Origin of the sequence: Leptospira broomii serovar Hurstbridge str. 5399 (genome assembly GCF_000243715.2) — a bacterium.
GTDB lineage: Bacteria > Spirochaetota > Leptospiria > Leptospirales > Leptospiraceae > Leptospira_B > Leptospira_B broomii.
This window is the reverse complement of record NZ_AHMO02000011.1, coordinates 629,561-644,948: the sequence shown is the minus strand read 5'-3', so window position 1 is coordinate 644,948 and position 15,388 is coordinate 629,561. Positions and strand designations below refer to the sequence as shown.

Genomic DNA, 15,388 nt, shown 5'->3' with positions numbered 1-15,388 from the left:
GGACAACAAGAAGTAGCCGGTGGCTGGGGAGGTGGAGTAACCGAAGCGAAACAGAAGGTGGGAGGAACTCAGTATGGACTGAATGGGGGCTTCTCATTTACTCCAGGAAGTGGATTAAACCTAAACGTGAATGTAAACCTTCCGAGTACCAATGGATCGTACGTGGGAGTTAGTTATAATGCTAGTAATGGAAGCTATACTGGAAACGGTGGCTTTACCTTTGCAAAATCAGGAAGTAATAATTTAGGACTGAACGTATCAGCGAGCGATACTGGTGTAGTAAACGTAGGTGCGAACCTAAGTAATGAACAAAAAGGTTGGAGTAGTCTTGGCGGAGCGTTCTTAAACTTCTCGAATACGGGAGACATTACACTTAGTAATCAGTTTAGAGGTGCAAACACAGTGAGTGTGGGTTATAACACGGATACCCACTCGTTTGGACCGTTAGGGATTAATGGTAGCTTTAGTACTGATTTCTTAACATCGGTAGTTCAAGAGAATGTAGCAGATGCCGCGAATCGGGAAGCTGCCCTATCTAAGTCCTATGGAGATATCCTAGTCCAGATGGGAGAGTTTACTCCAGAAGAGATAGCAAATTTACATAATGATCCTAACGGCAATGAGAAGATCGTAGCCGCGCTTAACGAAATCAAACAGAATGCGATTGATTCGGGTAATGAGGGAGCCTTTGGTCAACGTTTGCAAGATGCAATTAACAATTTAAACCAGCAGAACAATACTGATATTCCGGTTAACAATCCGTTAAACGACCGGTCCTCTTGGCCACAGAACGCTGATGAGCAGGCAGGTAAGAATATTCTGGATTTAGGTTATGTGCTGGGCACGGATTGAGAGGAAATTAAACAAATCCGTCCAGTAATCTGAACATTTTAGAAATTGATTGGGTGAGGATACTACGGCGGAAGTTTGGATCGAAGATTGGTGCAGAGCGATTCGATCAGCTGAAAATGAAATTAATTTAACAGGCTCCGCAGGAAGCTTTTTGATTTTGGAGAATTCTTGCTCTTCTTGCGTCGATGAAGTTTTGTTCTACGCCTAAGTGGTCGACTTTTTTCCCGTTATATACTTCCTCTGGCGTCAAAAGATATTTTCCGGATCGATTTGGTCTTTGGGAATTATAAATCGGAATCCAGGAGTATATCATTTTTTGCAAGGTTTGAATATTCGGAATGTCTTGTTTATGCAGGAATTGGTATTTTAGAATTTTATTTAGAGCTTCGATTTGGCTGTTTGAGAAGGAGACATCTTTCTGGGCTATGATTTTATTGATTGGAAGTTTATCGCCGGAAATAAGTCGGTCAACATCTCCTTTGTTTTCCGGCCCTCCATCAACCATCAGATTGATATAATTGGTTTCTTTCGAGAGATTCAAATTCAAAAGCGGGAATAGATCCGGTATCGTCACTTTCGAAATTTTTGAACCGAATCTGCGATAAGCTTCTTGAATCATTTCCGTGCAGACTCGGCTTGATACGTATTGCTTGACTTCGCAACCTAAAATGAATTTGGAGAAATTATCGACTAAGAAGTATATATATGCTTTTACATTGTCCTTCGTCGTATAAATAGTAATATCAGCGTGCCAGACTTGATTAGGCTCTGACGTTAAGAAACCGGTTTTTCTGATTTTTTTGAATTTGCTCTGAAGTAAATAAAGTCCAAGGGCACGTACGTATCTCATAAAAGTGGATTTAGAAAACCGTATGATTCTATGTCTAACGCCATACCCCCAAATTACCGAAAACGGCCACCCGAGCTGGATTTTTTCGTATACGAGACGCTTTAAAGCCTCGATTTCCGAATTCGAGATTTGTAAGGGAAATCTTCTTAGGCAGAGATTCGAGACTGCGGCATCGCATTGCGATCTGAATTCGAATAACCAGAGATAATAAGCTGCTTTAGAAATATTGAAATACCGTAGGGATTTTTCGAATCCGATAGTGTCTCGAATTTTTTCGATAGTACGTATGATTCGTTCTTTAGTTTGGAGATCATACGCGATCCTCTGCGGGAATCTTTGAATTGAAAGCAGACATTTCTTGGCTCTCAATGCAGCTTTCAGAATTCGTATAAATGTCTTTGCGTTCGCGATTTTCTTTAATAGCATAAGATATTCCGGATCGAAGAATTGTGAGTCGGAATAACTATGTCCGATCAAACTCCGGAATTCGTTAGGGCTTAAGTTTCTAAATGAGTGAATAGTGGACTTCGGTAAAGAATCGATGATTTCATAATCTGTAATTCCGAGAAATACGGCCAGCTTGAAGTCGGAATGATATCTGTTTCTGATCGTCTTACGCTTCATGTAGAAATCAAGATCGGAAAAATCATCGGCCGACTTGAGTTTTTGTACATTATAAAATTATAAAAAATGATACGGACTTTGATGCCATTTTCGAAAGAGATTGATGGGTAGTCTGAATTTTTTGTTATGTGACCCGATTTTGCTAAAGAAAACGAATAACTCAAGCGAGAGAAAATAGAATGAAATTAATTTTTAAGAGTCTGATGAGCCGCACCTATTTAATCAATGCCGATTGCCCTCGGCGAAAGGTTCGAGAATTTTTTTTTCCTTAATTAAGTCTAAATTCGCTTGGATTACTTTTAGGTGATTTTTATCTTGTTTGGCCTCTATGGTGCTTCCCTTTTTCTTGAAAATCGTTTGGTCGAAATTTTAGATTGCTTAGGAACGCCTTTCTTTAAATTACTAAATGTTCGGAATATTCGATACGTTAAATATTATAAATAATTAAAATTTTATAACCCTAATTTCTCCATAAAATCGCTATTTCTGCCGTTTGACTCTGATTTGAGATATTTATCCCGACGGGGGGAGGGCTGCTCCGTCGTTTTCATGACATCTTGGACTTTCTAATCGCACACACATAACTCGTTTCGATTACGGCCGAGCAGAGGGAGCTTTAATCGAGCCTATTCTTTCCTCAATGAGCCTCATGAAAGGGAAAAATAAATGATTGCGTATCGCAGTAAGTTGCCGCCATACTTTCCTTGGAGCCTCTAAAACCTACCTGACTCCAAGATTTTTATGAAAAAAAGAATCATACATAGCGTGACTCTACTATTGGTCGTTTCATCTTGCATTCAAATTTCCTCCTGTACTGCCGCAAATCCGAGCGCCAAAGAAATGCATCTTGCCGAGGAAAAAATAAGCGTCGCTCTCAAAATCGATGAGACATTTAAGCCGCAAATTTTTTACCCATTCGGAACCAGTGCCTTTGAAACGGTGAAAATCCCTCAATGGATTCCGATTAAAGAATCGCCGAATTTTCTTCTAAAACCGTTCGTTGGAATCTTTCGAAAGGAGACCGGAATCCAACTTCAAACAGCACCATCCGAGTCCCGGTCTATCACCATCCAACCCGTAAATTTACTCGTGGCCGATGACATGGCCGCTTTTGCAGAATTTAGAATTTTTTATAAATTATCCTCGGGAGAAACGATGGAAGATCGATTTAGTGTGGCTTCCAACCAGCAATTTCCTACGTCGGCTTATCCTCGTGTCCTCATGGAAGCGGCATCGATTCGGGCCGCCGCTTATTATTTTCATCGATCGAAAATCGAACCGCAGGAAAAACTTCCGGCTTACTATAAGGCAAAGAGCGGATTTCTGGAATCGCCAGTTGCTTATGTTTTGAATCTATTCAAGAGCAATCCGGAAATCACGGTCATCTATTTTGAAACAGTAGATTCCGCCTTATCGTATCTCCCCAAAGAATTTGAGACGACGGGCTGCACTATGTATACCAATAATATAGGTGGAGGAGTTCGTTGCATTGCCCCGCAAAAAATCAAAATCCCGGCGAAATGGTCCAGTAAGCTGGCTCAGACTCCTATCGAACCGACTTCGAATTAGAATTTTCGACAAGACAAGGATTCTCTGATCCACGCTGGAGTGGCCTAGATGGGTCGTTAATCTGCTCTTTTGCATTACTTCAAGGAAATAGTAATCAAGAAAGCGAATAATACAAGTGGGAAGGACCAGGTTAAGACGGCCTTCCCTGTATTTAAACCGAAGCAGGATTTTAGCCCTCTCACAAATAGAATCGCTTGAAGGAGAAACCCGGCCAATAAAAAGATTCCGTTCAAACTTAGAAAAAAAACTAGCTTAAACGTATCCTGCCTAAAGCTACCCGGAGCAATATTGAACAGTAGAAGGATCGGAAAAAAGGAAAGAAGAATATAAAAATTACTGAATGCCGTAATCCCTAGGATCCTGAAATACGATTTCCTTTCTTCTCCGAGCAACCAAAGAAAGAGATGACTCAAGCTTCCGGCAATGAGCATTGCAAGAAGAAAAGAAAAAACAAGAGTAAAAAGATTCCAGGGAAAAACATTGAACAAAAACATCGAAAACGAGATTTTTCCCTCATTATAATAGGTGCGCATAACGGACGAAAACGACTGAACCTTCTTCCAATTGGCGAACGAAACGAGCATATTAAATACTACGTACGTCCCGAAATACAAGCCTTGGATTCTCAGAGTGTGAAGTAAAAATGTCGCGGGACTGATCTCCAGGATCGTTTCGGGACGGATCGAGTATCTCCAATTCTCTTGAAACGCTTCGGAATAAATCTTTAAAAATTTCAAATTCTAATCCTCTATAGATTCGTTGGAAAATAAATCGACCTTTCGCTTGAACGCTTCCGATTTCTTTTTGTCTTTCGAATAGATTGCGGAGAGTCGAGCGTAAGCCAAGGCAGTTTTTCTCCCAACCAGACGCATTTGATTATACGACATGATCGCCCGATCCGGCCGTCTAAGATCTTCGAATAATCTACCTTGAATAAAAAGAACGTCTAAATTTTCCGAATCCGAACGTAGAAATTCTTCTACTGAAAGCAGAAGTTTTTCCCTGCTCTGAATATCCTTCGCCGTCGCGTATTTGCATCTCAAAAGAGTGGACCAAACGTTAAAATTTTTAGGGTTGGATTCGAAAGCTTCTTCCAGAATTTTTTCCGAATTCTGAAAGTCCTTTTCGTAATAATAGATTTTCCCTAAATGAAAAGCAGTATCCAGAAAATTAGGATCGTCTTTGTAGATTCGTTCTAACGCTTGCTTTGCATCTTGGATTCGGTTCGATTTATAAGATTCGATGGCGGAGATGTACGTTTTCTTTTTTTCTTCCGAACTCATTTCACCGCAACCTACGGTATTCAGGAAAAAGCCCAAGGATAAAAGTACAACTAGGCGGAGTTTCCGCCCGCTCGCAGGCATTGGAGTGGTTTTCATGGAACTATCTTGATACAAAAGGGATGTTCTCATTTATTTATAAAACCAGGATCTTAAAAGCGCGATTGCCCCGATCGCCAAAGGCCCGATGACGATCAGATAATAAAGAAATAAGACGGATTTCCTCTTACGGATAAAAAAGGAAATGGCTTTATAAAATTTGATCCCTTGCTCTTCGAATACGAAACCGCTCGGATTTGGATCTCCCAAAAGATTTTTCTTGGAGAATATGACTCGGGATTCGGGATGCGTTTCAAGATATTCGTCTACTATCTGACAACACATAGTGCAATCCCGTAAGTGACGAACGTAGATCTGATGCTTTTCAATCTCCGGATGGAAGTCCTTTAGAACGTAGCTCCAAAAGTCCATGGAGCCTATTTTTAGATTGCAGACCGGTACCGGCGGCTCGGGAAACTTGGAAATTTCTTGCTGACCAACCGTATCCTTCAAATCGACTTGTTCAGGGAGAAGAAGGCTTTTTTTGGACTTCGTGGGAGGCTTCCCCTTTTGGGAGTTTGCAATTGGATCCGATTTTTTCATGATCTAAACTCGAAGGTCTTACCGTAAAAACAGGAAGCCCGGACTGATGAAAATTGTCCAAAGGAATTTTTCAGCTTCGGAAAGAAATGCTTCCTATTCCCAAAATAGACACTGATCAGAGTCGATCCATCTTTCAATTCTTTCCTTCTCATCGCAAATTCGGATCCCGATTTAGGATTTTGTACGATTCTATGAATCCACTACTAAATTCAATTTTATTCATGGATGGTAAATCCCTATTTTTAAGAATTTGGCCTTATCTTTGAATAGTTCGCTTCGGCTTCTTTCTCTTTTTTGTTTGGAGACGAATCTACAAACATATCGAACGTTTTTGACGAACCCGGGAATTCATTGTCTAGATACTCTCTAATCGATTTTCTCCGCCAAAGAGATGTTTTCCGTAAATTTTTAACCTCAGAAATTAATCGAGTTTGCTATCTAAGAGGAAAGAGAGTTATACCAAATGGATAATTTTATATCCTTTTTAAACTTGCCTACCCTTACGATTCCAGCAGAGTAAACAAGTCGTAAGAACGTAGGACAACATAAATTAACCTAGTTAATTAAATCGATTCTTTTAAAAGCATGCCAAAAAAAAATATTACAACAACTGAAACTGAAGGAGGGCGTCTTGATCACGCCCTAGATTTGTTAAAGATAAAACCAAAGATGGCGGCCAAAGTAATGGGGATAACCGAGGCAGCTCTATCCATGTACAAAAAAGGGAATCGGGAAATACCGCCTGCGAGGCTCGACCTACTCATGCAGAGATTCGGAATTTCTAAGAAATATATCTTGGAAAATAAAGGGGAACCGATCGCCACAAAACAGGAGGAATTCGATTTATCAAATTCGGATCTTCTCTTTTTAAATAGCCTGAAGGCTAGACCGAAATTATACGAAATCGTCTACGATCTCGCACAGTTGAAAGATAAAGAACTGAAGCCGTTTCAGGATCTATTTACGAAACTAGCGGATGCCAAAAAGAATCCGAAGAAGCCCGCCTCAAAAGCGGATTTGCGGCTTAAAAAATAAGCGTCTCCATTCTGGCTAAAAATCCTGAAACGCGCTGAGGAAACCAATGGATTTTATTCGACGCTCGGTTTGTCGGATAATAGTCCGCAATAACAGCCTTGTTCTATGAGCTAATCTTGATTCTATGATTTTGGGAAGAACGAACCCCTAGCGCAAACTACGTTTTTCGAGAACTGATTTTTTTCAGGGTTTTGATAAGGGAATAAACCGATTTTTCTAAAGTAGACTTCACCTTTTTCAGAGTAAAATTCTGTTCGAAATATCTTATAGTTATAGGTGTCAAAAAAATGGATATTAGATATCCTGCGACGATTGTCAGTTCAAATTCCCGTAAAAATTGGCCTCCTTCTTTTGCGAATAAGATTTGGGGCATAAAAAGGACGAGAGCCGGAAGAAAGGACGTCCATTGACCCTCGGAAAATTTGGCATCCTTAATCCTAAATCGAACGATAATTTGAAAAGACACCAAAGCTACTAAAAGTAAAAGACCCAAATACATCGGTAGAGTAAAGGAGCCGAATAAATAGCTCAAAAAGAACAAGGTGACTGAAAAAGGGAAGAGTAAAACCAATAGGACCAGTATCGATCTCTTAAAGGATTCGAAATACGAGGACAAAATAAAATATATTAATAAAAATGCATATATAATGACGCTATAAATTCTTTTTTCGGTTTCGATCGTCTTTTTAACGCTTCGCCCCATCTCTATATGATAATTCTCCGGCAGATTCGATCCCGCTAACGTTCGCAATTCCGAGAAAATTTTTGCATGGGAAACGTTTCCGGTTCGTAATGCGAAAGAGAGGGATCTTTTTTTATTTTTTCGGAAAATTTTAATCGGAGATTTAGATTCTTTTTGCTTCGAAAGCTCGGTTAACGGAGTAAATTTTCCTTCGGTATTCTTAATAAAAAATTTTTCCAGACTTGATTCCGAATTTCTAAATTCCTCCGAAAAACGGATACGAATATCGATCTCTCGGTTTTCCTCCAGAAATTTGCTTGCCACACCTCCTTGTATCGCAAGTTTTAAAAAGCTTCCGATTTCAAAATTGCTTAAAGAAGCCCTTGCTGCTTTGTTTTTATCCAAGACTACATGCAACTCGTCTCGCGGCGGTTTGTATCGAAGAACTACTTCCTCTATTCCGTCCAATTTATCGGCTTTTTCCGCCAGTGATCGAACGATTTGATCCAGCTTTTCGTTATCATCTCCGAGTACATCGACGACTATCTCTTTAAATTTACCCGCATCCGATTCTCGCGAGAAATAACAAAAGGCAGGACTCATATTACCGATCTCTTGTTTTATTTTCTGAATGAAATCGTCGCTGCTTACCTGACTTTCATTTAAAGTTATGATTAAAAATGAATGACCAGAATCGATTTTCGTGGTTACCTCTTCCACTCCCGGAATTTTTAGGATTTTCTCTTCCGCTTTTTTAGTGATAGCGTTCGTATATTCGAAGCCTGTTCCCGATGGAAGTTCTATATATCCCAATATTCTTCGATTTTCTATGGAATAAAATAGTTCCTTGTCGAGTTTCGCTAAACGATAAATTCCGGCTAAAATCGCCAGAGCATATAGCGTAAAAAATAATTTCGCCGATAAACCGGGAATATGCCTAAAGCGCCCTCTTGGACTTGGGGAGGATATCGGCATCGAGGTTGCAGCTTGAAAATACTTGAATCGGATTTGATTGAAAAAACTTCGAAGCGGGATAAAGGATACGTAGGATAATACCAAATAAAGTACGATAAAGAATCCCAGCCTCATCGAGGATTCGCCGGTATCTTGGTCCAGGATATAAAGGGGAAGGCATAGCGCTAGGATCGTTACCGCTAAAGTCGTGAATTCCGGTAGTGTATCCTTTAGTCTCCAATTCCCTTCCTTAGATTGAATATTCTCCAGTAAAAAAAAGCAAATAATGCTCCAGATCGAAAACCCGAGAAGAAAGGAGCTGAATATTATAATATCAAAATCTAATTTTAAAATAAATAATATCAATTGGAATATGAAGAAATTGATAAAAATCTGAAAAACGAGCGTTGCCCGGACCTGAAAATATTTGTATTTTTCGTTGAAAAAAACCAGCAAGAGAAAGGCGGCAAGGCCGATAAGGCCGCATATTATTAAATTAAAATATGATTTTTTGACCATTTCGGCCTGGTCATAAATATAGTTAAAACGAAGTCCCGCGATATTTAAATTTTTAAGTTTCTTATTCACCTCTTTCGAAATTTCAAGGATATTACCTAATGAAGATTTATAGACGTAAACGCTTACATTCTCCTTCCCATTAACCCTAGATCCGCTCTCTTCTTCGCGATAAGAAAAAGAGACTTTGGCTACATCTTCAATGAAAATATTTTTTCCTCTTTCGCTAGAATAAACGGGTAGCTTCTGTAGGATCCTTAATGCCTTATACCGACCTTCTAAAATCAAATTATAAGTCATTCCCTGTTTATCGACTGATGCGACGGAATTCGTCTTGTTGTTCTGTTCAATCGCTCTTTGAATATCTAAAAGATCTAATCCGAAGCTCCTTAATTTTTGCATATCGCAGGAGACTAAAACCTCCCGGACTTTCCCTCCGGAGACTGCGATTTTACTTACTCCGTCGACATTCTCTAAAAAACTTTTTACTTCATGGTCGGCGATACTTCGTAATTCGATAAAATCGTATTTCTCACTCTCTAACGTGATGATCATCGCCGGACGTTGATCGGGATCGTATCGATAAATAAACGGTTTATGAACTTCCCTCGGGAATTGACCGGCGACGATATCTATTCTTTCTCTGATTTCAAGACTTTTGAATTCAAGATTAACGTCTTTTGCGAATTCGACGTTTATTTCCGTCTTTCCCCTTTCGGAATAGGAATATATATCCTCGATCCCGCCAACGCCGGAGATCACTTCTTCGATCGGGATAGTTATTGTTTCCTCGATATTATCAACATCGGCGCCGGGAAATTCGACGGATATCGTTAGTCCTGGATAAGCGGAGGTCGGGAAAAGGGAAACCGGCACTCTGAAGAATGAAAAAAAACCGAATATGATTAATCCGAAGAAGAACATTCCGATAGTGATCGGTCGCGAAGTAAGAAAATTTTCCTTTCGGGAATGCATCTCGTTCTTATCTTTTGTTCTTAAGCAAATAGTAAAAGAGCAACGGTATTAAATATAAACTAAAGAAGAAGGACGCGAATAAACCGACCACGACTACGACCGCCATCGGCGATTGGAATTCCGTTCCTTTTTGAAGCTCTAACATAATGGGCATCAAACCTAAAATTGTAGTGCTATTGTTCATTAGGATCGGTCTCAATACGATCTTACCGGAATCGACGATGATCTTTTTTAACGGAATATTCTCCTTGAATAGAAGTTGAACATATTCATAATATAATGCGGCATTATCCACGACCACTCCTAAGAGTAACACTATTCCCATAAAGGAACTTACGTTGAGAGACTTTCCGAACAGAAATAACGCGGGGAAAGTTCCGATAAACATCAGTGGAATGGTGCAAATCATCACTAGCGAATAAAGTAGCGATTCGAATTGACTGGCAAGCAGCATATAGATCAGGACTGCCGCTAATACGAAGGCAAAAGATAAATCGCTGAACGATTTCTCGATGTTTTCTTTTTCTCCGGAGAATTGGATCTTATACCCTTCCGGAACGGAAAATTTTGCAACGACTTCTTCCGCATTCGAAATTGCGGAATTCATCAAGGCGGGGTTTATATCCGCCATCACTAAATTGATTCGGGAGTTTCCCGAGCGCAAGATCGAAGTGGGAGCGACTTTTTCCTCAACCTTGCCGATTTGAGCGATTTGTATTAGCTCGCCGGACGGGGCCTTTACATTCAGCCGCATGACTTTTTCCAGTGAATCTACGTCCTGTTTTCTAAAGCTCAAACGAACGTTTACGTTTTTGTTTGCTATTTTTATTTTTGTAACTATCGAACCGTGGTTTGCGATTCGGAGATAGTTGGACATATATTCATTCGTCATATGAATGCTACTCGATTTAATCGGATCGAAGCTTAACGCATATTCGATCGATTTATCTTCCATACTCTCCCTAACATCCTTTACGCCGGCGATCGAGGAAATTTTTTTCCCCAAATTAACGCCGATCTCGTGAAGAGTTTTGAGATCGTCCCCGTGAATTTCCAAAGTTAACTTGCTCTGGTCGGAAGTGATCAGCGAAGAAAGGACGTCCCCGCTATTTTCGAAAATTATCTTAATGTCTTCGCCTAAAGTTATTTTATTTCTAATTTCGTTAATGAATTTAACCGTAGAAATATTAGCTCGATCCTTTAAAAGCACTCTCAATGTCGCTCGGTTTGTTCCCCATTCCCCCTTTTTTTTACTCGCTAATTGGTCCTCCTCATATCCGATCCTAGATATTACGCTCGCTACGGATTCCGACTTTAAAAGAGTCGATTCTATATTGCTTACGATTTCGGAAGTAGCTTCCAATTTAGATCCTTTCGGAGCCTCGATAACGATCGAAAATTCGCCCGTATCAACGCTCGGGATAAATTCTTTCGACACTACCGAAATAAATTGGATGGAAAAGAGGAATAAAACGACTATGATTACGATAAGCTTAAACGGATGATCCAAATAATGATTTAATCTACCTTCATAGCTCTTTAACATGTTTAGGTATATTTTTTCGGATCTATTAAAGATTAATTTATTCAGAAATTCGGATTCCATATTTATCGTATAGAGAACCGAGGACAGCATCGGAATGATGGTAAGAGATGCGATTAAGCTAATAACAAGAGAGATCGTTATCGCTAATGCCATTTCTGCAAATACGATTCCTACGATGCTTTTTAGGAAAATAATGGGTAAGAATACTATGACCGTCGTCAAAGTAGCGGAAATTACGGACCCGGTTACTTCCATCGTTCCGTTCAGCGCAGCTTTCTTTATCTCGGCTCCGCGAGAAAGATTCCGTTCAATCGCCGAAAAAACTACGTTGCTTGTATCGAATAGCATTCCTATACCGAGTGCAAGTCCGCCGAGCGACATCATGTTTAACGATATATTGAATAGATAAAATAGTAATAACGTCGTGAAAAGAGACGCAGGTATGACTGTCAGTAGGATTAAGGGGCTCTTGACATTTCGAAGCAAAAAAACAAGAACGAGAAAAGCTAGTATAGCGCCGGAAATAAGCGACCCGCTTACGCCTGATATTGCTTCTTTAATATATTTCGATTCATCGAACACTATCTCCGCTTTCAGTTCCTTCTGAAATCTTCCGTTAATGCTTGCCAGTTCGCTTTGAACCTTGTCCGAAATTTCGACCGAATTTTTTCCCGATTCTTTGAATAGGTAAGCGATAATACAATCTTTTCCGTTATATCTTGCTATTCCGGTTCTTTCCTTAAAGCCCTCTTTGATGCTTGCAAAAGAGGCTATATCGACGGGGACACCTTGGGTATTCGTACCTGCAATCGTTTGACCTATTTCGGCGGCATCCTGAAATTCTCCGATAGCTCTAATTAAAAGGTCTTTTTTACCTACCGGAAGACTTCCTGCCGGAAAGTTTACGTTCGCTGCGACGATGGATCTCCGTACATCTAATAGTGAGATTCCATAAGCATTCATTTTATCCGGATCTATTTCTACGGATATTTCCTTTTGAAACCCTCCTGAAAATTGAACCGCAGCAAGACCTTCGATCTTCTCTAAATGGACTTTTACGTTGTCTTGTATGAAACCTCGTAATTTCTTCTCATCCATATCTTTTCCGGGGAAAAAAACGATCTCCTGAAACGCCGATTGAGAAGGATCAAATCGAGTGACGATCGGACGACTGGCGTCTTGCGGTAAAAAATCCCTAATTAGATCGATTCGCTCTCGGATCTCGATGATAGCATAATCGACGGATATATTGTTCGAAAATTGAAGGGTAATTAACGACATTCCCTCTACGGATTCTGAATTGATTTTATCCAATCCGCCGATTGTGCCCACTGAATCGGTAATAGGTTTTGTGATAAGGCTTTCTATTTCTTCCGGAGAGGCGTTCGGATAATTGACGATGACGGTAACTTTAGGGAACTTAAGCTCCGGCATTAAGTTCATTTTAATTTTTTGTAAAGCGATTCCTCCAAACAGCGATAGAGCCAACCAAATCATGGAAATCGTAATTTGGCGGGATACGCAGAATTTTATAATAGATTCCATGATTTAGCCGAACAAAGAGGAGGTGTATATTTTTAGTCTTGGCCGAGAATCGGTTTTACCGGTATTCCGTCGCGCAGCTGTGATAGTTTATCCAAAACGATTATATCGTTTGGCTGCAATCCCTCTACGACTTGAATATAATCGTCATATTTTTTTCCCGTCTTTATTTCCGTTTTATAGCAACTGCCATCTCGGACCTGGAGTACGACCGCTCTATCTTCTTCCTTAGGGATAGTCGCGGCAGCAGGTATTAAAATTGTAGGAACCGGTTCTCCCGTTAGAACATTCGCGCGGATAAACATTCCTGGTTTTAGGCGATTATCAGTATTCTTTATTAAAGACTTAACTTCGGTCGTGTGTGATTTCTGATCCACTAAAGGGCTAATAAGGACTATTTTTCCGGTGAAATTTTCCTTCTTAAATACGTCCGCCGTAAAGTCGACTTTCATATCCTTTTTTAGGTGAATGGATTCCGATTCGGAGATATTGAAAACGGCATAAACTTGAGATATATCTATTATCGTAAGGACGGCTTGGTTTCCACCGGAATTGCCCGAAATCACTTCTCCTTGACTCTTATATTTTTTGGCGACGATTCCGGACATAGGAGAATAGTTCATAACTTCCTTTAACAGAATTTTCGTGGCATTTACTTGAGCCTGATGCGACCTAAGAACTCCTTCGGCAACCTCCAATTCAGCTTTCTCGATTTTGGTATTAATATCCTTAATAATCGAAATTCTATCCTTCTCGGAGGCAGGAACGGAGTAACCGTTTCGAATAATATCTTCGTCGCTAAGACCTAAAGAATGAATCTCTAAATCTTTTTTCGCAATCGCAAATGCGGATTCTTTATTTCCTACCTCTAGCCTCGCTACCTCGAATTCTTCGCGGCTTATGCCTCCGACTTTATAGATCTCTTCTTTACCTTCGAATGTTTTTTTGGCTTTCTCATACTCGTCTTTTGCCCGCCGGATAAGAGTCTTACTCTTCTCCATTTCTCTAATTCTTGCATCCACTCCGAACTTAGCCTTCTCGTATTTTTCGGCGGCAAGCTTGACTTGAGAACGGGAAGACTCCATCGTCGCTTCCTGCTTCATTAGCTCTAATTCATACTGGAGGCTTTCAATCTTAAATAGTTTCTGATCGACTGAGACTTTATCTCCTTCTTTCACGAATATTTTTTCAATGCGTCCGCTTAATTTCGAATATACGTCGACTTTATCTTTAAAATCGATCATTCCGGAAGAACTTACGGAAGGAGCGATATTTTTGATAACAATTTTGTAAGCGGAGACCGAGACCGGTCCAGCCTGATCTCCGGCGACTGCCGTTTTACCGTCGCGAAAAATCCAAAAGAGCGGTTTAAAGAGAGTAACCCCGATTTTATTTGCGACCGGATAAGTGGGATTGTCTTTCAATCTGTAGTAGGCGGCGAAAAGTAGGAAGTAAATCACCACTAAATACAAAATGATTTTAGCCGCGATGTTCTTGAAAATTGCCTTTAAAACCGAAAATATCAAACTTTTTCCTTTAACGTAACGTTGAATGTCCGCTTTTCCACTTTATCTAGATGAGTTCAGACGTTTTTAACTGTCTTTAGAACAGGGATAGCATCATCCAGTTTTTCTTTTCTTCTCGTTTGTCGAGCTTATCTACTATTTTCGTACATACGTCCCTTAACAAATTCGCTTCGGTAAACGTACGATCTTCGACGGTATAGTTTACGCTACTGATGATTTTACCTTTTTTATCGAAGACTTCCAAAAAGATAATGGCGCTCTCTTTTTTATCCAGGATTTTCCTGTTATCGTTCATAGAGATCGCGCCTTGAATAAAGTAGTCGAAAGCAACGGTACCGGATAAATTTTTAATTTCCTGTTCTTTTAGGTTTCTGGGATCCAATTCGATGTTTTGCCAGAAGTTTTCACCTGCCACATTTTTTGCGGAATCCGGTAGAAAATTCGTGTTATCTTTGGATTCAGTCGACTTTTCCTTTTTGAAAGCCTTTTCCTTGGCTACATTATCTTCGATCGTTTTTAAATAATCTCCGATCACCAGAACGTCATATCCCGAAAACAAAAGTTCGAACTTAAGCATACTGCCCAGATTCTTCGTACTAAACGGATCAAAATGGGAATCTCTATTTTCTATAAATCCTAATAGATAAACTCCCTTCGCTTTGTCCTTTCGTTCCGCATATCTAACGGAACCGGTATTAAAGTAAGTACAAGATTGCATTGAAGCAAATAGTAATATGCTCAGAATTCCATATTTTATATTGTTAAATCGCACGGTATGTAAACTTCCTATATTAT

At 39.9% G+C, this 15,388-nt stretch carries 11 protein-coding genes; 3 read left to right on the top strand and 8 right to left on the bottom strand.

The window, feature by feature from the left end; genetic code table 11:
- A partial coding sequence (locus tag LEP1GSC050_RS20315) for a TIGR04388 family protein (RefSeq protein ID WP_040911963.1) occupies positions 1–852 on the top strand: 852 nt, incomplete at its 5' end.
- A 127-nt stretch (positions 853–979) separates the two neighbouring features.
- On the opposite strand, the gene LEP1GSC050_RS20310 is transcribed toward LEP1GSC050_RS20315, so the two are convergent.
- Positions 980–2,326, bottom strand: coding sequence for a DDE-type integrase/transposase/recombinase (locus LEP1GSC050_RS20310; RefSeq protein ID WP_010570198.1), 1,347 nt, complete (start codon positions 2,324–2,326; stop codon positions 980–982).
- A gap of 741 nt (positions 2,327–3,067) precedes the next feature.
- On the opposite strand from LEP1GSC050_RS20310, the gene LEP1GSC050_RS20305 reads away from it, so the two are divergent.
- Entirely contained in the window at positions 3,068–3,895 is an 828-nt protein-coding gene (locus LEP1GSC050_RS20305; RefSeq protein WP_010570197.1) for a hypothetical protein, read from the top strand.
- A 74-nt stretch (positions 3,896–3,969) separates the two neighbouring features.
- Here the strand turns inward: LEP1GSC050_RS20305 and LEP1GSC050_RS20300 are convergent, their stop codons facing one another.
- From LEP1GSC050_RS20300 to LEP1GSC050_RS20290, 3 genes are read right to left on the bottom strand one after another with little or no spacing between them, the layout of a single operon-like run.
- Positions 3,970–4,632 carry an HAD family hydrolase gene (locus tag LEP1GSC050_RS20300; protein ID WP_010570196.1) on the bottom strand — a complete coding sequence of 221 codons (663 nt, stop codon included), beginning with the start codon at positions 4,630–4,632 and terminating at the stop codon, positions 3,970–3,972.
- Between the two features lie 3 nt (positions 4,633–4,635).
- Complete coding sequence (locus tag LEP1GSC050_RS20295; protein ID WP_198012864.1) at positions 4,636–5,274, bottom strand: tetratricopeptide repeat protein; 639 nt, start codon at positions 5,272–5,274, stop codon at positions 4,636–4,638.
- 33 nt (positions 5,275–5,307) lie between these two features.
- Complete coding sequence (locus LEP1GSC050_RS20290; protein WP_010570194.1) at positions 5,308–5,817, bottom strand: hypothetical protein; 510 nt, start codon at positions 5,815–5,817, stop codon at positions 5,308–5,310.
- 585 nt (positions 5,818–6,402) lie between these two features.
- Here LEP1GSC050_RS20290 and LEP1GSC050_RS20280 point away from each other — a divergent pair.
- A complete protein-coding gene (locus LEP1GSC050_RS20280) occupies positions 6,403–6,852 on the top strand; it encodes a helix-turn-helix domain-containing protein (protein WP_040911962.1) in 450 nt (149 codons plus the stop codon).
- Positions 6,853–7,009: 157 nt separating this feature from the next.
- Here LEP1GSC050_RS20280 and LEP1GSC050_RS20275 read toward each other — a convergent pair whose 3' ends face one another.
- The 4 genes from LEP1GSC050_RS20275 to LEP1GSC050_RS20260 form a co-directional block, all read right to left on the bottom strand.
- Positions 7,010–9,979 carry an efflux RND transporter permease subunit gene (locus tag LEP1GSC050_RS20275; protein WP_010570191.1) on the bottom strand — a complete coding sequence of 990 codons (2,970 nt, stop codon included), beginning with the start codon at positions 9,977–9,979 and terminating at the stop codon, positions 7,010–7,012.
- Between the two features lie 7 nt (positions 9,980–9,986).
- The gene (locus tag LEP1GSC050_RS20270; protein ID WP_020987860.1) at positions 9,987–13,070 is read right to left on the bottom strand and encodes an efflux RND transporter permease subunit; all 3,084 of its coding nucleotides are present in this window, start codon (positions 13,068–13,070) and stop codon (positions 9,987–9,989) included.
- A 32-nt stretch (positions 13,071–13,102) separates the two neighbouring features.
- Positions 13,103–14,593 (bottom strand): efflux RND transporter periplasmic adaptor subunit, encoded by a 1,491-nt coding sequence (locus LEP1GSC050_RS20265; protein ID WP_010570190.1) that lies wholly within the window; start codon positions 14,591–14,593, stop codon positions 13,103–13,105.
- A 76-nt stretch (positions 14,594–14,669) separates the two neighbouring features.
- Positions 14,670–15,365 carry a lipoprotein gene (locus tag LEP1GSC050_RS20260; protein ID WP_010570189.1) on the bottom strand — a complete coding sequence of 232 codons (696 nt, stop codon included), beginning with the start codon at positions 15,363–15,365 and terminating at the stop codon, positions 14,670–14,672.
- Positions 15,366–15,388: the final 23 nt, after the last annotated feature.